This is a genomic window from Streptomyces sp. NPDC042638 (assembly GCF_040647235.1).
GTDB classification, from domain to species: Bacteria; Actinomycetota; Actinomycetes; order Streptomycetales; family Streptomycetaceae; genus Streptomyces; species Streptomyces rameus.
Map to the genome: position 1 here is coordinate 18898 of NZ_JBEZBT010000059.1, position 19407 is coordinate 38304.

Consider the following 19407-nt stretch of genomic DNA (forward strand, 5'->3'; position numbering starts at 1 on the left):
GAAGGGCGCCCTTGGCGGCAAGGGCGCCCTTCACCGTCGTACCGCCGGAAGGCCTCAGGCCCCGTCGCGGCGCACCGACAGCAGTTCCTCCAGCTGTTCCTCCCGGGCCTGCGCGGCCACGAACAGCAGCTCGTCGCCCGCCTCCAGGGAGTCCTCCTTGGAGGGGGTCAGTACGCGGGTGCCGCGGATGATCGTGACCAGGGAGGTGTCCTGCGGCCACTCCACGTCCCCGACCTGGGTGCCGGCCAGGGCCGACTCCTCGGGCAGGGTCAGCTCGACGAGGTTGGCGTCGCCGTGGCTGAAGCGCAGCAGCCGGACCAGGTCGCCGACGCTCACCGCCTCCTCGACCAGGGCGGACATCAGACGCGGCGTGGAGACAGCCACGTCGACGCCCCATGCCTCGTTGAAGAGCCACTCGTTCTTGGGGTTGTTCACGCGGGCGACGACGCGCGGAACGCCGTACTCCGTCTTGGCGAGCAGCGAGACGACCAGGTTCACCTTGTCGTCGCCGGTCGCGGCGATCACGACGTTGCAGCGCTGCAGCGCCGCCTCGTCCAGGGAGGTGATCTCGCAGGCGTCGGCGAGCAGCCACTCCGCCTGCGGGACGCGCTCGACCGAGATCGCGGTCGGCGCCTTGTCGATCAGCAGAACCTCATGGCCGTTCTCCAGCAGCTCGCCCGCGATCGAGCGGCCGACGGCGCCGGCTCCGGCAATGGCGACCCTCATCAGTGACCGCCCTCCTCTTCCGGGCCACCGGCGAACGCCGCCTCGACCTTCTCCACGTCGTCCGTCCGCATCATCACGTGCACGAGGTCGCCCTCCTGCAGCACCGTCTGGGAGGTGGGCAGGATCGCCTCGCCCAGGCGGGTCAGGAACGCCACCCGGACGCCCGTCTCCTCCTGCAGCTTGCTGATCTTGTGGCCGACCCACTTCGCGGAGGCGTGCACCTCGGCGAGTTGCACCCCGCCGGTGGGATCGCGCCACAGCGGCTCGGCCCCGGACGGCAGCAGGCGGCGCAGCATCTGGTCGGCGGTCCAGCGGACCGTGGCCACGGTGGGGATGCCCAGACGCTGGTAGACCTCGGCGCGACGGGGGTCGTAGATGCGGGCGGCCACGTTCTCCACGCCGAACATCTCACGGGCCACGCGCGCGGAGATGATGTTGGAGTTGTCACCGCTGGAGACGGCGGCGAAGGCACCGGCCTCCTCGATCCCCGCCTCGCGCAGGGTGTCCTGGTCGAAGCCCACCCCGGTGACCCGGCGTCCCCCGAATCCCGGGCCCAGCCGGCGGAAGGCGGTGGGGTCCTGGTCGATCACGGCGACCGTGTGGCCCTGTTGCTCCAGGGTCTGGGCAAGAGCGGAACCTACTCTTCCGCAGCCCATGATGACGATGTGCACGACCGTCCTTCCGGTGTCCAAAAGTTACTGCTCAGCATCAGGGTCTCAGACCGACGCCCAAAGCTACACACGGACGCCGGGCGGCGGGCACCCCTGTGCCCGGGGCGGCGGCGGGAGCCTCCGGCGAGTGATGCTGCGCACGCTGCACAGGGTCAGGATTCCGAGGCAGGCCAGGGCGAGCACCGCTCCGATCAGCTCCGCGGTCGCGGGCATGGAACCTCCGAAGTGCGATGACAGGCGGGGTTTGCCATCTAGTCACGAAGGGCACACCAACCACGGATTCCGCAGTTCCGCGCGTCCCCGTTTTCACTCGGGAGGCATATCCGGCCCACCGGGTGGGCGGCTGCCTGTTCGAAGGCCTACGATCCTCTCTCGTGTCCAAACTGACCGACGTGCCCAAACGGATCCTGATCGGGCGGGCCCTGCGCAGTGACCGGCTGGGCGAGACCCTCCTGCCGAAGCGCATCGCACTCCCCGTCTTCGCCTCCGACCCGCTGTCCTCCGTCGCCTACGCGCCGGGGGAGGTCTTGCTGGTCCTGTCCATCGCGGGCGTGTCGGCGTACCACTTCAGCCCCTGGATCGCCGTCGCGGTCGTGGTGCTGATGTTCACCGTGGTCGCCTCCTACCGGCAGAACGTGCACGCGTACCCGAGCGGCGGCGGCGACTACGAGGTCGCCACCACCAACCTGGGGCCCAAGGCCGGCCTGACCGTCGCCAGCGCCCTGCTCGTGGACTACGTCCTGACCGTCGCCGTGTCCATCTCCTCCGGCATCGAGAACCTCGGCTCCGCGATCCCCTTCGTGGTCGAGCACAAGGTGCTGTGCGCGACCGCGGTGATCGTCCTGCTGACGCTCATGAACCTGCGCGGCGTGAAGGAGTCCGGCAAACTCTTCGCCATCCCGACGTACGTCTTCGTCGGCGGCGTCTTCATCATGGTCGCGTGGGGTGCCTTCCGGGGCCTGGTCCTCGGCGACACCATGCGCGCCCCGACCGCCGACTACCACATCAAGGCCGAGCACCAGGGCCTCGCGGGCTTCGCGCTCGTCTTCCTGCTGCTGCGCGCCTTCTCCTCCGGCTGTGCGGCCCTGACCGGTGTCGAGGCCATCTCCAACGGCGTGCCGGCCTTCCGCAAGCCCAAGTCGAAGAACGCGGCGACCACGCTCGCGATGATGGGCCTGCTCGCCGTCACCATGTTCTGCGGCATCATCGCCCTCGCCATGTCCACCAAGGTCCGCATGGCCGAGAACCCGGCCACCGACCTGCTCCACAACGGCCACCCGCTCGGCTCCGGCTACGTCCAGAACCCGGTGATCTCCCAGGTCGCCGAGGCGGTCTTCGGCAAGGGCAGCTTCCTGTTCGTCGTCCTGGCCGCCGCCACCGCGCTGGTGCTGTTCCTGGCCGCGAACACGGCGTACAACGGCTTCCCGCTGCTCGGCTCGATCCTCGCCCAGGACCGCTACCTGCCGCGCCAGCTGCACACCCGCGGCGACCGGCTCGCCTTCTCCAACGGCATCGTGCTGCTCGCCGGCACCGCGACACTGCTGGTGTTCATCTACGGCGCGGACTCCACCCGCCTGATCCAGCTGTACATCGTCGGCGTGTTCGTGTCCTTCACGCTCAGCCAGACCGGCATGGTCCGGCACTGGAACCGCCACCTGGCGGCCGAGAAGGACCAGGCCAAGCGCAGCCACATGATCCGCTCCCGCGCGATCAACGCGTTCGGCGCCTTCTTCACCGGCCTGGTGCTCGTCGTCGTCCTGGTCACCAAGTTCACGCACGGCGCCTGGGTGGCCCTGCTCGGCATGTGCATCTTCTACGCGACCATGACCGCGATCCGGAAGCACTACGACCGGGTCGCCGAGGAGATCGCCGCGCCCGAGGGGCCCAGCGACGACCTGGTCCGCCCGTCCCGCGTGCACTCGGTGGTCCTGATCTCCAAGATCCACCGCCCCACGCTGCGCGCCCTGGCCTACGCCAAGCTGATGCGCTCCGACACCCTGGAGGCGCTGACCGTCAACGTCGACCCGGCCGAGACGAAGGCGCTGCGCGAGGAGTGGGAGCGGCGCGGTATCGACGTACCGCTGAAGGTCCTCGACTCCCCGTACCGCGAGGTCACCCGCCCGGTGATCGAGTACGTCAAGAGCCTGCGCAAGGAGTCGCCGCGCGACGCGGTCTCCGTGATCATCCCCGAGTACGTGGTCGGCCACTGGTACGAGCACCTGCTGCACAACCAGAGCGCCCTGCGCCTCAAGGGCCGCCTGCTCTTCACCCCCGGGGTCATGGTGACCTCGGTGCCGTACCAGCTGCAGTCCTCCGAGGCGGCCAAGCTGCGGGCCCGCAAGCGGCAGGAGTGGAACGCGCCCGGAGCGGTCCGGCGGGGTCCCGCGGTGGAGCGGCCCAAGGAGCCGTCCGCCAGGGACTGAGGCGGGGCGCGAAGGCCGTAGACTGGTGGGCTGTTGTCCGGCCCACCGGTCGTGCCGACCTCCCGTCCCCCCTCTTCGCCCTTCTCCGACACCTCTTCGATCTGGAGTCACCCCACCATGCAGACAGAACCGACCCAGTCTCTGGTGGGCCAGGAGTACGACGTCGAGATCGGCCCCGTCGCCCACGGCGGCCACTGCATCGCCCGTACCTCCGAGGGCCAGGTGCTGTTCGTCCGGCACGCGCTGCCCGGAGAGCGGGTGGTGGCCCGGGTGACCGAGGGCGAGGAGGGGGCCCGCTTCCTGCGCGCCGACGCCGTGGAGATCCTCCAGGCGTCCAAGGACCGCATCGAGGCGCCCTGCCCCTTCGCCGGCCCCGGCCGCTGCGGCGGCTGCGACTGGCAGCACGCCAAGCCGGGAGCCCAGCGCCGGCTGAAGGCCGACGTCATCGCCGAGCAGCTCCAGCGGCTCGCCGGGCTCACCCCCGAGGAAGCCGGCTGGGACGGCACCGTGCTGCCGGCCGAGGGCGACAAGCTGCCGGCCGGGCAGGTCCCCCAGTGGCGCACCCGCGTCCAGTACGCCGTCGACGCCGACGGCAACGCCGGCCTGCGCCGCCACCGCTCGCACGAGGTCGAACCGATCGACCACTGCATGATCGCCGCGGCCGGTGTCAGCGAACTGGGCATCGAGGAGCGGGACTGGTCCGGCATGGCCTCCGTCGAGGTGATCGCCGCGACGGGTTCCCAGGACCGCATGGTGATCCTGGAGCCGCGCCCCGGCGCCCGGCTGCCGCTCGTCGAGCTCGACCGGCCCGTCTCCGTCATGCGGGTCGACGAGCGGGACGGCGGTATCCACCGTGTCCACGGCCGCGCGTTCGTGCGCGAGCGGGCCGACGACCACACCTACCGCGTCGGCAGCGGCGGCTTCTGGCAGGTCCACCCGAAGGCCGCCGACACCCTGGTGAAGGCCGTCATGCAGGGCCTGCTGCCCCGCAAGGGCGAGATGGCCCTGGACCTCTACTGCGGCGTCGGCCTGTTCGCCGGCGCCCTCGCCGACCGCCTCGGCGAGAAGGGCGCGGTGCTCGGCATCGAGTCCGGCAAGCGGGCGGTGGAGGACGCGCGGCACAACCTGGCCGGCTTCCCGCGGGTCCGCGTCGAGCAGGGCAAGGTCGAGTCGGTCCTGCCGCGCACCGGCATCACGGAGGTCGACCTGATCGTCCTCGACCCGCCCCGCGCCGGCGCGGGCCGCAAGACGGTCGACCACCTCACCACCCTCGGCGCCCGCCGCATCGCCTACGTCGCCTGCGACCCCGCGGCGCTGGCCCGGGATCTGGGGTACTTCCGGGACGGCGGCTACCGGGTGCGGACGCTGCGGGCGTTCGATCTGTTTCCGATGACGCACCATGTGGAGTGCGTTGCCATCCTGGAACCGGCCGTGAAGGGGTCCTGACCTGCGGTTTCGGTGGGTGCGCATGATGTGCCCTATGGGCGTTACGGGCGATATCTTGACGCTCAAATGACGCTCTGCAAGGTATCTTGACGCTCATTTGACGCTCGTTCTGATGGGGTATCAGGTGCCTCTCGATGCTGTTCAGGCGGTCTCCTGGGTTCGTAGGTGTGGCGGGCTGTCGCGGACATCGAGCCGCTCGCCTAGCCACCACCATCACCGGCCCACAGCCCCCGAGCCCGCCTGTCTGCTGTCCAGAGGGGGTCCCTGGCGAAGTCAGCCACCCGTGCCTCCAGCAAAGTACGCAGTTGTCCGGGTGACGTGACCGACCGTGGGCCGCCCAGGGGGGGGCTGGGCGGATCCGGCCGACGGCGCCTCCAGCGCATCTTGCAACTGCTCGGCCAGGCCCGGCCAGCCCGGCTCCAGACCCGGGACCGGAAGGGCGCCAGCCTAGAGAAACAGGACGTCTATCGCTGGTGCGTCGGCGCCAGGCCCTCCAGGTACCTGTTGAAGCACCGCTTCAATACGCAAAAGTCCTCGACCATCTCCCTGTTGTCCGTCACCGCGCGAGAGTAGGGCGACAGGAGCAGGCCCGTCGACCGGATACACAAGCGGTTGAGGTCCTGTGATGCCGACCGGGAGTTGGAGCCTGGACCTCCTGGCGGGCGACCGTCGAGCTCGAACCGGTGGCGTGCGCCAGGCGCTTGCCCAGGACGAGTTCGGGTGCCTAGTGGTAACGGCTCAGGCGGCCGAAGCGGGCCAGCAGGTCCTGCGCGGCGTCCTCGTTCAGTCCCGGGGCCGCGGGCGTCTGCTCACCGGTGGCGTTGTGGCTGACGTCCCGGGCCCCCTCTCCGCCCTGGAGCACTACTCCTACTGCCCACGCCAGTGCGGGCTGATCCTCCTTGAAGACTCCTTCACCAACGACGCGGCCACCGTGCGCGGCGCCGTCCTGGCGGCGGTGCACCACGCCGAGGTCGTCGCCTGGCGGTTGCCTTTCGGAGGGACCGAGGATCGCAACGTAGCGAGTTCCGAGATGACCAGCGTCTGTCGGCTGGCCACCCGGCGCTGCAAGGCGCCCGGCTGATCGCCCTGATGCTGGACACTTGCCCGCTCTCGCGTGCCGTCGGCCTGTGGCAGCGGGTGCGGGCGGCGCTCGGTTAGGCGTCGTCCGCCGCGGCGGACGGCCGGCTGCTACCGCCCAGTCCCGATCAGGACGAGCAGGTCGGCCGGGCCGATGGGGCCGTGAAGCCGTCGGCGTCTTGGCAGCGGGTATGGGCTGGTCACCGGTCCTGCCCGCACTGTTGCTGGCCGACTGCGGTCCGCTGCTGGCCGCGCTGCGCGGGAGCAGGCCGGACGGCCCGCTCCGAGCGGGGCGACTGGCTGTTCCCTGCACACGCGGGGATGGTCCTTGTCGGGAGGGCGAGAAGCACCTTGATTGCGGCTGCTTCCGCACCTGCGGGCATGTCCCTGGCCCGGCTACCGCGGGGAGCGGCGACCGTGCTGCTCCCTACCGGCAGTGTGCGGCAGCCGCAGCGACTCCTTGCGCTCAGACGCCACCCACGGGACTGGAAGCGCGGTTCTGTCCCGGCGACTCCTTCACCAGGCGCACTGATGCCTGTCGCGGATCAATGACCGTCATCGATCGAGGAAGATTGAAGTGGACGTAATCTGTCGCATCAATGACAACTTTGAGCCAAGTGGCACCCCTTGCTCCTTCGGTATCGGATACTGCTCTGACTCTCGGCAGTTGCAGAGCGTATGTCGCCCCGGGAGCTGGGTTGGAGACGATCTTGGGAGTGCGATGCAGCTGACCCATGCCGAAGTGATCAACTATCGAGCCCTGGAGAGGGTGGACGTCCGGGTTGATCCGAAGGCCACGCTCATCGTCGGTCGCAACAACAGCGGCAAGACATCATTCGTTAATCTCTTCGAGAAGTTCTTCGGTGAGGAAGACACGAGGTTCGTTCTTGAGGACTTCTCCACCTGCCGTATCGCCGACATCGAGCAGGCGCGGCAAATCTTCGGCGAGGCGCAGGCGCACGCTGACCGGGGCGACAGCGAGACGAGCGAGGACCTGCTGGTCAAGGCGCGCGACCTCGTCCCGGCCATCCAGTTGGTCCTCACAATCGAGTACACGGAAGACGACGACCTCGCGCCGCTCACTGGTGTGATCCTCGACCTGGACGACGCTTGCCTCGAGGTCAAGATCGAGGCGGCGCTGGAGGCCGCCCGCCCGCACGACTTCCTCAAGGAGTTCTGGTTGGCCAGCCGACGAGAGTCGTTCGATCGGATCAAGTGGCTGCGCAAGAACTTCTCGGACTACTTTGCCCCGGTCTATCGAGCGGTCAGTCCCTTGGATGAGAACGTCCGCAAAGAGATCAAGCGCGGTGCCGCCGAATCCATCCTGTCGGTCAAGCTCGTCTATGCGCAGACCAAGGTGGACGACACCCCGAGCGACAAGGCCCGCACGTTGTCGAAGACGTTCGAGGCCTATTACAAGGTCAACAGCGGGCACGAGGACCGTCATCAGAGCATCGAGCAGATCGAGACCGCTCTGGCGTCCGCTTCGCAGCAGCTCGACGACAACTACGCCACGCTGTTCGACCCGATTTTCGAGGACCTGCGCACTTTCGGAGTGGGCACCATCACCCCTGTCCAGAAGCCGCGCATCGTGTCCCTTATCGAGGCTTCAGGTATCTTGCGGGGAAGTACCCGCATTCAATATCCTTCCGGGGACGCCGACTTCCACCTTCCTGAAGGCCACAACGGGCTGGGCTACAGCAAGCTGATCTTCACGATCCTGCAGGTCATCAGCTTCCACCAGACCTACGAACGCACTACGCCCAAACCGGCACTGCAGGTGCTGTTCATCGAGGAGCCCGAAGCCCATCTGCATCCCCAGATGCAGGAGACGTTTATCAAGAACATCCAGGACTTCATTGACCGCAAAACGGGCTGGAAGGTGCAGGTGGTTATCACCACGCACTCCTCCCACATCGTCGCAAGCAGCGGCTTCCACACCGTGCGCTACTTCGACCGTTCCGAGCCGCAGCTCACCGTCAAGGACCTCTCGACCTTCCAGGCAAACGTCAAGGCCACCCCCCAGGGAGACGAGACCCTACGTTTTCTGCGCCAGTACATGGTCCTGCACCGGTGCGACATGTTCTTCGCCGACAAGGTGATCCTGATCGAGGGCACCGCGGAACGCTTGCTGCTGCCCGAGATGGTCCGACGCTGCGCCAAGGAGCTGCTGCACCAATATGTATCGGTCATCGAGGTCGGTGACGCCTACGCCGTCCGCTTCCGGGAACTGCTCGCCTTCCTGAACGTCAAAACCCTCGTAATCACCGACATCGACTCCGTGTGCCCCAAACACCGCAAGGCTTGCCCACCGGGCCAGGGACAGACGGTCACCTCGAATCAAACGCTAAAGAACTGGCTGCCCGCAAGGGCCAGCATCGCTGAGCTGCTCGCCACCTACCCGGCCGACAAGGAGCAGGGTCGCGTCCGCGTCGCCTACCAGATCCCGGAGAGAGATTCGGGAGCCTGCGCGCGGAGCTTCGAGGACGCCTTCATTATCGCCAACGCGGGGCCCCTAGCACGTGACTTCCGACAGCTCGCCCTGAAGGCGGCATTCGTCAAGGAGGTCGGGGCCGATCCCACCGCCGACGATATCGAAGCCAAAGCCTATGACATCGCAGAGCAACTCAGCGACCACAAGACCGACTTCGCCTTCGATGTCATGCTCCTGGAGGACTGGGCCGTTCCCCGCTACATCGCCGAAGGACTGCAGTGGCTCGCGTAGACACCCTCGAAGCCGTCGCCACGGAGCTGGAAGCCCGGCGCAGCTTCCTCGTCGAAGCCGGGGCCGGCGCCGGCAAGACGACCACCCTGGTCCGCGCCCTGCAGCACCTCCTCAACTGCCGCCGTGCAGACTTGGAAGCACACAGTCGGCGGATCGCCTGCATCACGTACACGAACGTCGCCAAGAAGAAGATCCTCGAACGCATCTCCGCGGACCCGCTCGTCGACGTCGGCACCATCCACGAATTCCTCTGGAGTGCCATCCAGCCGTACCAGCGTGAGCTCTGGCAGCAGATTCTCGACTACAACCTGGGTCTCACCAGGCCCGAAGACCTCGACGACGTCACCGCTCCCCCGGTCATCGAGTACTCCGACCGCGGACGCAGACTGAGCGAGGGGCGCATCTCGCACGACGACGTCATCGCGCTGTCGCTCCGACTCGTCACAGCCCACCCCAAGCTCATACGCATCATCGCCAGCAAGTACCCGGTCATCTTCGTCGACGAGTACCAGGACACCTCACCCAAGACGATCCAGCTCCTGCTGGATCACCTGGCGGGCGTCGGCCACGAGAAATGCGTAGTCGGCCTCTTCGGCGACTCCATGCAGAAGATCTACGAGTCCGGCGTCGGAGCGGTGAAACGCCCCGGCCTCCTCACCGAGATCACCAAGCACGAGAACTACCGATGCTCCCCTTCCGTCGTTGAGGTGCTCAACCGGATGCGTCCCGAGCTCATCCAGGACGCCGTTGGCGAGCAGCAGGCCGGTGAAGTCCACCTGTTCCTCAACACCGGCATCCCGGCCGGCCCCGAGCGACTGACGGCCGCCCAAGCAAAACTCGCTCAGAACGGCTGGACGCGCGAGAACACTAAATACCTCCTGCTCACCCACCGCAGGATCGCCGGCACCCTCGAATACGCCAACCTCCTCGAACAGTACAGACAACTGAGCCGCTACGGCCCCGACGACCTCATGGCACGCAACGAGCCCTACATCCAGTACCTCACCCGCATCGAGGCCGTGAGCACAGCCTTCCGCAGCAACGACTTCGCTGAGCTGACCAGCCTGCTGGACGAGGGACGGACCCGGATCACCCGCCACGCCCACAAACGCGCCATCAGTGACGCCATCCGTGCACTCGACGGCATACGCAGGACCGGCACCATCGGTGACGTACTCGACCTGATGGCCGACGGTCACCTCCTCGCCATGCCAGGAAAACTTAAAGATTTCGAACGCCGCAGAACCGCAACGGACCTGGACGAGCGCGACCAGCGACGAGCGGATTTCTCAAACAACCTCCGTACCGTGTCCTACCGGGAAGTCGTCAGCGTCACTAACTTCATCGACGAACTCACCCCGTTCTCCACCCAGCACGGTGTCAAGGGCGACGAATTCGAGAACGTCGTCGTGGTGGTCGACGACAGTGCCTGGAACCGGTACAACATCGGCAAGATGCTCGCCGGCATCGACAAACCCGAACGGACCGAACGCTCACGTAACCTGTTCTACGTGTGCTGCTCGCGAGCCCAGCGCGGTCTGGCCGTGGTGTTCGTAAACGATCTCCCGGAACAGGCAGAGTCCACGCTCCACGATTGGTTCGCTTCAGGCACCATTCATCCGTGAGACAGGACGCGACGCCGGGCTGTACGCCGGGTTCTGTCGCCTTAGTTAGAAGATACTGATGGCTACGTAGATCATTTAGGTGTGCGAGCCCCTTGCCGACCCTGAGGATTGCTTTCGCCGCAGCCTGTGACTTGATTGCCACTGTGCATGGCTGAGCGCGGGTTCATCCTCCCTCCGGTGATCAAACGATGCTCGCAGTTCCTGGTTAATGGTGTGCTTGGTTCCACCCCCAGTAAGGGGTGGAGGGCGTGGCGGCAGACTCTGGCGGCCGTGCGGTAGATCAGTACGTGGTTCGGACGACAGCATGCTACGCGTGGCGAGCACTAATGATGGAGCAGGCGCTTAGAAGGCGCTTGGCGGGACGGGTGGCGCACCCCTGCTGACCTGCTTCTCTTTTCGCGCTGGGCACCTCATCGACCGACCTTCGACACGCATTCGACTGGCGGCAGACGCTGGGCTAGTGACGGTTGATCGGGATCTCGTAGACGATCTCGCAGTGAGCGGCGGGCACCACGATGTCGGCTGTCTCTACGGGCCGCCCTTCGTCGCTGTAGTACGTCCGCCGGATGTGAGTGACGAGGGCGGCCTTCTGGACGCCCAGGAGTGACGCCTCCTCGGCGGTCGCCTGCCTGGGCTCCGGTTGCTCCACGGCGTGGCTGACGGTGACGCCGATCGCGGCCATGCGGTTCACGACACCGGCCCCGGCGTGCGGGCCTCCCTCGGGGAGGACGACGAGAGTGCCGCCGGTGAGGTCGTACGGCTCCCAACTCGTGGACAGCTGCACCGGCCTGCCGTCGGCCAGGAACTCATACGTGGTCCGGACACACAGGTCACCCTCGGCGATGCCGAGCCGCGTCGCGATGTCCGCCGGAGCCGGCACCTTGGCCTCGGTCCGGCTCTCCCAGTCCCCTTGCCTGCCCACGGCCTTCATGTCCGCCCGAAACGGCGACCCGTCGGGCCGCTCACGCGCGGACGAACGGACCACTCGCACCCGCTGTCGGGGCTCGGCGACGTACGTTCCGGACCCGGCACGCCCCTCCAGCACACCCTGGGAAATCAGCAGTTCCTGAGCCCGGCGGACCACGTTCTCGCCCACCCCGCACTCCTGGCCGATCTGGGCGCGGGACGGCAGACGGTCCCCGGGCTCCCATACGTGCTCCGCGATCCGTCGCCGGAGTTCGTCGGCGATGCGGAGATAGGGCGGCTGCTCAGACATATGGAAAATCTAGTCCACTAGCTCTAATCTAGTTAACTAGCTTCACTGAAAGTGATCGCCGGTTGACGGAGGCTGCCCTGTGCCCGCTTCGGGAGTTAGCGCGGCGGCCATCGCTGCCCGGCTGTCCGCCGTCGGGCTCTCCGCGCGCGTGGAGGAGCACGACCGGTACACGTCGGTCGAAGCGGAGTTACCGGAATCGCTCTCCGCCGAGTCATGGCGGGAGGCCCTGGAAGTGGTGGCCGAGGCCAATCGGTTCGGGCTCGTCGCCACCAGCCTGAACGGCCGCACCTTGTGGGCGGTCGTACGCAAAGCGGTCCCCACGACGGGCGATGTCGGGGGACCGAGCCATCAGCGATAGGAGCTGAGCAGCGTGCTCAACCGTATCCGCCGCGCCGTCGCGCTCACCAGAGCGCGGTACGCCCCCAAGGGCAGGCACCGCCGGCCCTTAACGCCCTCCAGGCCGCCGGCCGTCCCCGCCTTCCCTGCATCCGCTGACGCGTCGACGGTCATCCTGGGCCGGGCTTGCGACAGCGCGAACCACCGGCACCCGCTCGTGGGGGAGGACAACGCACTCGTCCGCCCGTACGTGCTGGCTTGGGAGGAACGAGTGCGACCGCGCGCGGTGGTAGCGGCTTCTCAGCCGCCCGCTGAAGCCTTGTCGCGACTCGCGGGAGTCGGCTGATGCCTCCTCGCCAGCAACCCCAGATCGCTGATGCCCCGGCCGTCCCCTATCGGTCGACTGCCTGCCGTGTCGGCACGCACCGTGCCTGCACGGAGTCCTCGCCGGTCTCTGCACCGATCGACCTGCCGGTCGTCTACGAGACGTGTGCCTGCCCATGTCACTCGGTGCCCCACCACTCGACGCCCGCGGAGGTGGAGCAGTGAGCGCCTGGACACCCCGCGGCGTGCTGGTGTCGAACGTCGAGATCACCGCCGCCACCGTGCAGCGTGGCGACGTCATTCAACTCGGCGGTCAAGCGTGCCGGGTGAGCGACCTCTTCCAACTCCCTCAGGGAGCTAAGCAACTCCTCTTCGAGTCGGGCGAGCTGCTGACCATACATGCGCGAACCCGGCTTGCCGCAGTTCGCGTACTGAGAAGGCGGTGACCCGGCCTGTGTCTCCACGCCATCACGACATCGCCGACGATCTCCGGCAGCAGATCACGACCGGCCGCATGAAGCCGGGCGAACGTCTTCCGTCTGAGGCTGACCTCGCCGACCGATACAAGGTCAGCACGGTGACACTGCGAAGCGCCCTCGCGGTCCTCCAGGGCGAAGGCCTGGTCGAGAAGATCCATGGCAAAGGCAACTTCGTCCGCCGCCCGCCCCGCAAGATCGTGTACGTCGGCGGATGGGGGACGCTGGACCCGTGGACCGCTGCTGAAGCGGCGCTGCGTGTCACCGTGCGCACCACCATGGTTCCGGCAGACAGTCACCTGACGACGTTGCTCAAGGTGCCGACGGGCAGTCCACTCGCTGAGTTCTTCTGCGTCAGTCACGAGGAAGAGTCACCGCGCGCACTGGCCCGCATCTACATCCCGCGCGACCTTGTCCCGGCCGGAGTGCTGGACGACGAACCCTCATGGCAGGAGACCGCCCTACGACTCGCCATTCTGGGCTCGCCGCTGGCAACCGTCCGGGAGACGGTATGCGCCCGCCCACCAACACCGGACGAAGCATCGGCCCTCCGGACTAGCTCCTCCATGGCAGTCCTGGCGATCACGCGCGTCGCGACCGACACCACCGGGCGAGTCATTGAGGCCGCCCTTCTGACGTTCCCAGGGGATCGCGTCGACGCGGTCTTCACCACCCACGTGACGGATGAGAGGCAGACGCAAGGATGACGGCACCGAACGAACTACGACTCCTCCCGTGGTCGGGGCCGGAAGGCAAGCCCTGCTACCTGAACACCGATGACAAGGGTGGGTACATGTCCCGCCTGGCGGACAACATCGAAGCCGTGCAACTGGGAACGGCAGCCGAGCTGCTGGAGCATGCCTCGCACACCCTCGATGGCAACGACCAGGACGCGGAGGACCTTCGACGGCTGGCCGAGGAACTGACCGGGGCGTTGCGAGACGTGCTCCGTGTTGCCACCAGCCGCGGTCACCTCCTGGCAGCAAGCGATTTGCCGGTCTACTGACCAGCGTTCTCGCTGACCAGCGAGACTGACGAAGCCCACGGCCTCTGACCAGCTCAGACGCCGTGGGCTTCTGTCGTTGTTGATTGGCGTCGGGCGGTCTCGCACGGCCGAGAGACGGCTCGGACGTCACCTATTGCAGCAGGCAGTAACGACGCCCCCAATGAGGGGAGCGATCAGGAACATCGCTAAGCAGCCGCCTACGGCACTCTCCGCCTCAGCAATGATCCCTTTGGGATTTGGCCGAGATCTCTCGTAGTCCTGCATCCCCGGTGCCACCGCGCGCCTGATTTTGTCTTCGTCCACGTGCTTGCCCCCAGTCGCATAGCGCGTCTTGAACGCCCTCGGACAACCTACCGCCAGCAACGCGCCCCTGATCCCCGTGCTCACGCCGTCAAACACGCGCCCGCGGCGCGGCCCGGCGCTTAGAAGATGCGGGCAGACCTTGGTGATTCGACCCGATCGGCCTGCGCCAGCACCGTGCTGCACTGCTGGTGGTCGCTGCCGTCCGCCGTCGTTGCCTTCAGGATTGCCGTCACCGCGAGCGATCGGGCCGGGAGGGCTCCGCTGTTGCGGCACGCGCGCGGTGAACCCTGTTCAGGTGATGTGCGCTCCCTTTGTGCGCTGGTTGCGACCTTGTGTGTCTCGCCTGGGCGCAGCACGGTTTAGGTGGACGCTGCTCGGTGCCTGCAAGACCACCAGGGAAGGGCGGTACGTTGTGGGTTCAGCCAGTCAGTGGGCACGTGAGACCTTCGGGGACATAGCCAGCGAACTGGCCGATATCATCCCAGCCTCGCTCGTTCGGGCTCATGATCGAGCACGCACTGGGCAGGAGGGCGTCCATACCCAGACGCTCGAAGCCTACGGACATGGCCTCTACGCTGTGCAATACGAGGAACTGGCCGCCGGCATCTCCGGGCTCGGGGAGCCGGTGCGCCTGCAAGGACGCACGATGATGCTCGTCCGCGGCCACCTGATCTATCCCCTCCGGTACGCGAAGAAGGACGTACCCGTCACGGCTGCACGTCTCCGACGGGCCACAGGCTTCCGCGCAGACCTGATCCGACGCCACGGCCCGCCGTCGCTGCAGCAGGCATTCGACCTGGACTGGGGGGAACTTGAGGACTCCGAGGTGCATCCGGACCTGGAGCTGCTTCCCGAAGACGTGCGGCTCGTCCTCGTTGCCTACGCCTGTTCCATGGAGAGGGGCGTCATGCGCATTGAGTGGGGTTCCGCGGAGCTGCGCCGCGAGGACCGGTACCTGATCTGGCACCGTCACGAGCCGCTGCCCATCGCAGGTTGATCCGGAGCAGTGAACGGGCGGATGCAAGCGTCAACGGCTCATGGCGCTAGTTCTCCGGGCTTGGGCATGATGCATCCAAGGTCGCAGACGAACGGGCGTGACCTGGGGTCGCCGTCCTGGGCGCCTGTCAACCGGTCGGTTCGCCGTTGGTCACCGTTGATGGGCTTCGGACGGCCCGAGAACCTCGACTCGCCCATGGCCTGGCCATGGGGGCTCGGAAGTTCACGGATGGAGAATAAGTCACTTGTGACCGTGCCCCCGATGGCGCTGTTCCAACTTCCATAGAAAATACATGTCGGACAGCTCCACCTCTCCTTTGTCGTCAAAATACCGCTGGAGGGCCGGCAGTGATGTAATCGTTGCCGCCACCGCCCCGCCAACCACCAGCGGCATCCCGCCAAGCAAGCCGACAGTCATCCCGACAGTGCCAAACAATGAAGCTGCACCGAGCTTCCGCTCCAATTTTTTCCCCGTAACGCGGAGCTTCTGAGAGATATCATTCAGGGCAGGCGTGATCACGTCGTCAAGGATTTCTTCCGATGCCTCTAGCGTGGACATCCCCCGACTTACTCGCTCCCGAATAGAAACTTTGAGAGCATTACGGAATCGTTCAAACGCGTCCCACTCATCTTGCCGCATCCGAACGACATCCCGAACAGGCAATTGGGAAAAAACGGGAAGCTGAAGCGAAAGCGCAACGTCAAGCTCGCTACCTTTTGCGTGACCTCCACTGAGTGCGTCCTCATGCAATTGAACCTGCGCCGCTAGAGGAAGCCCCATCCTCCGCGCGAGCCGAATATCCGACACAAGATGGGCGGCATAGCGCGAGAACACCGACTCGGCGACCTCACGTTTTGTAGGGTTGACACTTGGCGTGGCACCCCAGATGGTGTGCTCAAGGTCTTGGTGACTGAAGGCGTAGTGACTGTGATCGTCATGGATCTCGACGCTCTGCAGGTTCCCTTCAGATTCGAGGCGCTGAACCCACACTTTAGATTGCTCAATTACCTCTGCGACTCCCGCCGCCTCGGCATCGCGCGTCAAGTGCACTTCACAGGCCGGGGGCTTTACGTTAAAGATCAACATATCGCGGACGCCAATATCCCGCAGATAGATAAGCGTCTCCATGTGCCCCAAAAGGTTATTTTTCGTTTGATCGCTCGGATTTTCCAGGGGTCGCACGAAATCGTAAGGAGAGGGGCCAGCCACTACGACTTCGTCAAAGTAGAGGAGGGCTTTACTGAAGAGCGTGTCCACCTGACGCATTTGACATGATGGCGCACTGCAGTCCAAGTCGCCAGACAGGTCGATTCCACGACCAGCCACGAAAGAAGATCCCGGATTCCGGGATTCGACTACCGGAATTCGAGGAGGTGATGATTCGAGGGAAATTTCCCTCAGCCGAGCAACGGCGCGCCTGTCTGAATTTAGTAGATTCTTTGCGTCGGCGACGTCACGCACTTCATACTCGTCCAGCCACTGATAAACCCAGAACTCATCCATTAGAGAGCCTCCCGTCGCCTCTACTGCGGATTAGGATATAGAGGCACGTCGAGGCGATGGTGGACTTGATGGAAATTTGAGCCTCTTGGGTCAGTCTCCATGTCGGCGACACTTTGGTAGGTCAACTACGGTCGTCTTGAACGATCTTGAAAACCGTCGTGGCGCGAGTCACCGTGGGTTCAAATCCCACACCCACCGCGCAGGTTGACGGCCCCTGACCAGGCGATACGGTCAGGGGCTGTTGCGTTGTGCTGTGCCCGCTCGTCTCCGTGGTTCCCCGTCGTTTCCCGCTCGAACGGGCACGGAGGGGGCACGCGCCCCTTGGTTGCCCGCAGTGCGGCCCGGCGCTTAAGAGATGTGTGCGCGCCTTGACGGGCCGGGCCGACGGCACCCTGGTGCTACCACGCCGGGTTGTCCAGTGCGCTGACGTACGGCGTCGTTGCCGTCACTGCCGAGCTACCTCGACGGTCAGGACATGACCGCGGGCTTCTGCCGTTGTTGCGAGAGATTCGTTTCCTACTTCCTTAGCGCTGCGGTCAGGAATGCACCAACTACGACACCTAGGAGGGATACGGCGAATGCCGTAAGACGCTGAACGGTCTGCGTGTGTTGAGATTCGAGCACTTTCAACATGGCGCCAAGATTTTCCAGATCACTGCCATAATTCAGCGATGACGCTTTCTTGAGTTCATCATCGAATAGGAGCGTTCCTCGATTTGACCCAAGCTCTTCGATCTCCTTACTGTTAGATTGCTGGGTCTTGGCCATACTCATCTGAATCTTGAGCAACTCAAGGCTGATGTTTCGCAGCGCAGATCGAGACGTAATGACTCGGCGAAGCCAGTTCACTACTCCCTTATTCCTGTACATGGCCACACTCTCATCGACCTGTACTGTGAGGGTGTCCATACTCAGCCGCTTAACTGTCTTTTCTGCCGTCAGCCAGTAAAAAACTGCAAACTCGGGACCGATCTTTTGCCTGATGGCCTCCATTGCATGTGCGGGACTACTGAACTCTGCTCCGTCATAGTAGAAAGTGCATTTGCTATAACTGTTGCGGCCTCGCTGCAGAGCCACTCTCAGGCCAGGTGCTACAACTTCCCCTTCCTCTTGGCCTGGTCCTGCCTCTTCAACAAAGAAATCGGCGTGAAATGGACTCGGGCCCAATGTTGTCAACGTCAGCGTTGAATTATCGGCAAGTTTCTCGATTTCTTCACGGAGAAACTCACGAACGGCCACTACGGCACCGGACGGCCTTATGACATCGTCACCTGAAACCGCAACCCAGACGTACGGGTAATCCGAGTCGAGTTCGATGAAAACCAGGAATTCTTCGACTTTGTTGTCGATCGAGGTTGACCACAAAGGGTTCAAGCGATTCTGCACTCTTGAGGGAATGTTGATCGTGAATGAGACGGTTCCATTTATCGGAATCGGATGGTAAATCAGGCTGCCAGGCTCCTCGACGCCTTCCGTGTCGAATAGGGCGTAGCCGGATCTCGCTCCTTTGACCTGCAAATTCTTGATCGAGGGAATCAAATTGAATACTCGTTCCACCTCGTCAACCCATGAGGCATACGCCTCGGGGTTCTTCAGCTGAGGAAACAAGCTGCCGATCGCAAACCCGAGCACTTCTACCCATCCTTCCCTAAGTGGGGTTGTCCCAGAATTATGGCATCAGCCCCCCATCTGGGACCGCCGATTGCAGAAGGTCGGCGGAACGGCTTTGGGCTGGAGCTGCATTGGCGCGAGTGATCATGGTCCCGTAAGCTTCCGGCGCGTCGGGCAGTCTGTGGACCTGCCCGGTAAAGCACGACGTTGGGGCCATGATCTTCGAGGCTCGCGCCAAAGTGGCTGCCTAAAGCCGTGGAGCCGACCGGCCTCAGCCACAGAGGGTTTTCACTACTCTGCCCGCATGCACCCAGCGCGCCGCCGGGCGGGGGCGCCGCTGGCGAAGACAGAGCGGCGGCCCCGCCGGCAAGGCGGCGCGCGCCCGCGCCGTGCGCGGGCCTTGATGAAGGAGAGAAGGTTTTATCCCGCTGGGATGAGGCGCTTGATGAAGGAGAGAAGGTTTTATCCCGCTGGGATGAGGCGCTTGCCGTCGTGGCTGCGTACGTGCGGGCCGTTGCCGTCCAAGGCGTCCAGGAGCCTGACTGCGAAGACCTCGGCCATGCGCTCGCTGACCTCGTCGGGTGTGAGCCAGGAGACGGCCGTCGACTCGCTTGAGGTGCGCTCGATGCCGCCGGAGGGCTTGCAGCGGAAGACCAAGGCCACGATGCCGCGGGTGAGGTTCTTGTAGACGCCCGTCAGTTCGTCGACCTCGACGTGGATGCCGGTCTCCTCCAGGACCTCGCGGGCTACGCCGGCCTCGGGGGTCTCGTTGAGTTCGAGGATGCCGCCGGGGAGTTCCCAGGTGCCGTTGTCGGCTCGGCGGATCGCCAGGAGGCGGCCGTCCTCGCGCACCACCACTCCGGCCACGGATACGGAGTGCAGGGGAGACGGCGTCGCTTCCTGTGCTTGACTCATGTAGAGGAGCATAGGAGGCAGAGAAGG

At 65.2% G+C, this 19407-nt stretch carries 16 protein-coding genes; 10 read left to right on the forward strand and 6 right to left on the reverse strand.

The window, feature by feature from the left end; genetic code table 11:
• Positions 1–54: 54 nt before the first annotated feature.
• On the reverse strand, positions 55–726 hold the full coding sequence (locus AB0B40_RS32365; protein WP_345052108.1) for a TrkA family potassium uptake protein: 672 nt from the start codon (positions 724–726) through the stop codon (positions 55–57).
• Positions 726–1397, reverse strand: coding sequence for a TrkA family potassium uptake protein (locus AB0B40_RS32370; protein ID WP_189305041.1), 672 nt, complete (start codon positions 1395–1397; stop codon positions 726–728). Before AB0B40_RS32370 ends, AB0B40_RS32365 begins: the two co-directional genes overlap by 1 nt.
• Before the next feature lie 374 nt (positions 1398–1771).
• Here AB0B40_RS32370 and AB0B40_RS32375 point away from each other — a divergent pair, with 374 nt between their 5' ends.
• From AB0B40_RS32375 to AB0B40_RS32395, 5 genes are all read left to right on the forward strand, one after another.
• The gene (locus tag AB0B40_RS32375; protein WP_345052103.1) at positions 1772–3820 is read left to right on the forward strand and encodes an APC family permease; all 2049 of its coding nucleotides are present in this window, start codon (positions 1772–1774) and stop codon (positions 3818–3820) included.
• Between the two features lie 117 nt (positions 3821–3937).
• The gene (locus tag AB0B40_RS32380; RefSeq protein ID WP_362267062.1) at positions 3938–5266 is read left to right on the forward strand and encodes a class I SAM-dependent RNA methyltransferase; all 1329 of its coding nucleotides are present in this window, start codon (positions 3938–3940) and stop codon (positions 5264–5266) included.
• A gap of 823 nt (positions 5267–6089) precedes the next feature.
• Complete coding sequence (locus AB0B40_RS32385; protein ID WP_362267064.1) at positions 6090–6347, forward strand: hypothetical protein; 258 nt, start codon at positions 6090–6092, stop codon at positions 6345–6347.
• A 717-nt stretch (positions 6348–7064) separates the two neighbouring features.
• Complete coding sequence (locus AB0B40_RS32390; RefSeq protein ID WP_362267066.1) at positions 7065–9068, forward strand: ATP-dependent endonuclease; 2004 nt, start codon at positions 7065–7067, stop codon at positions 9066–9068.
• Complete coding sequence (locus AB0B40_RS32395) at positions 9056–10693, forward strand: ATP-dependent helicase (protein ID WP_362267067.1); 1638 nt, start codon at positions 9056–9058, stop codon at positions 10691–10693. The genes AB0B40_RS32390 and AB0B40_RS32395 overlap by 13 nt, the downstream gene beginning before the upstream one ends.
• A gap of 457 nt (positions 10694–11150) precedes the next feature.
• Here the strand turns inward: AB0B40_RS32395 and AB0B40_RS32400 are convergent, their stop codons facing one another.
• Entirely contained in the window at positions 11151–11909 is a 759-nt protein-coding gene (locus AB0B40_RS32400; protein WP_362267069.1) for a GntR family transcriptional regulator, read from the reverse strand.
• A 79-nt stretch (positions 11910–11988) separates the two neighbouring features.
• On the opposite strand from AB0B40_RS32400, the gene AB0B40_RS32405 reads away from it, so the two are divergent.
• The 5 genes from AB0B40_RS32405 (at position 11989) to AB0B40_RS32425 (ending at position 15351) form a co-directional block, all read left to right on the forward strand.
• On the forward strand, positions 11989–12267 hold the full coding sequence (locus AB0B40_RS32405) for a hypothetical protein (protein WP_362267071.1): 279 nt from the start codon (positions 11989–11991) through the stop codon (positions 12265–12267).
• Between the two features lie 523 nt (positions 12268–12790).
• A complete protein-coding gene (locus AB0B40_RS32410) occupies positions 12791–13015 on the forward strand; it encodes a hypothetical protein (RefSeq protein WP_362267072.1) in 225 nt (74 codons plus the stop codon).
• On the forward strand, positions 13012–13752 hold the full coding sequence (locus tag AB0B40_RS32415; RefSeq protein ID WP_362267074.1) for a GntR family transcriptional regulator: 741 nt from the start codon (positions 13012–13014) through the stop codon (positions 13750–13752). The genes AB0B40_RS32410 and AB0B40_RS32415 overlap by 4 nt, the downstream gene beginning before the upstream one ends.
• Positions 13749–14051 (forward strand): hypothetical protein, encoded by a 303-nt coding sequence (locus tag AB0B40_RS32420; protein ID WP_362267076.1) that lies wholly within the window; start codon positions 13749–13751, stop codon positions 14049–14051. Before AB0B40_RS32415 ends, AB0B40_RS32420 begins: the two co-directional genes overlap by 4 nt.
• A gap of 715 nt (positions 14052–14766) precedes the next feature.
• Positions 14767–15351, forward strand: coding sequence for a hypothetical protein (locus tag AB0B40_RS32425; RefSeq protein WP_362267078.1), 585 nt, complete (start codon positions 14767–14769; stop codon positions 15349–15351).
• A gap of 240 nt (positions 15352–15591) precedes the next feature.
• Here AB0B40_RS32425 and AB0B40_RS32430 read toward each other — a convergent pair whose 3' ends face one another.
• From AB0B40_RS32430 to AB0B40_RS32440, 3 genes are all read right to left on the reverse strand, one after another.
• On the reverse strand, positions 15592–16854 hold the full coding sequence (locus AB0B40_RS32430) for a hypothetical protein (RefSeq protein WP_362267080.1): 1263 nt from the start codon (positions 16852–16854) through the stop codon (positions 15592–15594).
• Positions 16855–17370: 516 nt separating this feature from the next.
• On the reverse strand, positions 17371–18486 hold the full coding sequence (locus AB0B40_RS32435) for a hypothetical protein (protein WP_362267082.1): 1116 nt from the start codon (positions 18484–18486) through the stop codon (positions 17371–17373).
• Positions 18487–18927: 441 nt separating this feature from the next.
• Positions 18928–19392, reverse strand: coding sequence for an NUDIX domain-containing protein (locus AB0B40_RS32440; protein WP_362267084.1), 465 nt, complete (start codon positions 19390–19392; stop codon positions 18928–18930).
• Positions 19393–19407 lie beyond the last annotated feature (15 nt).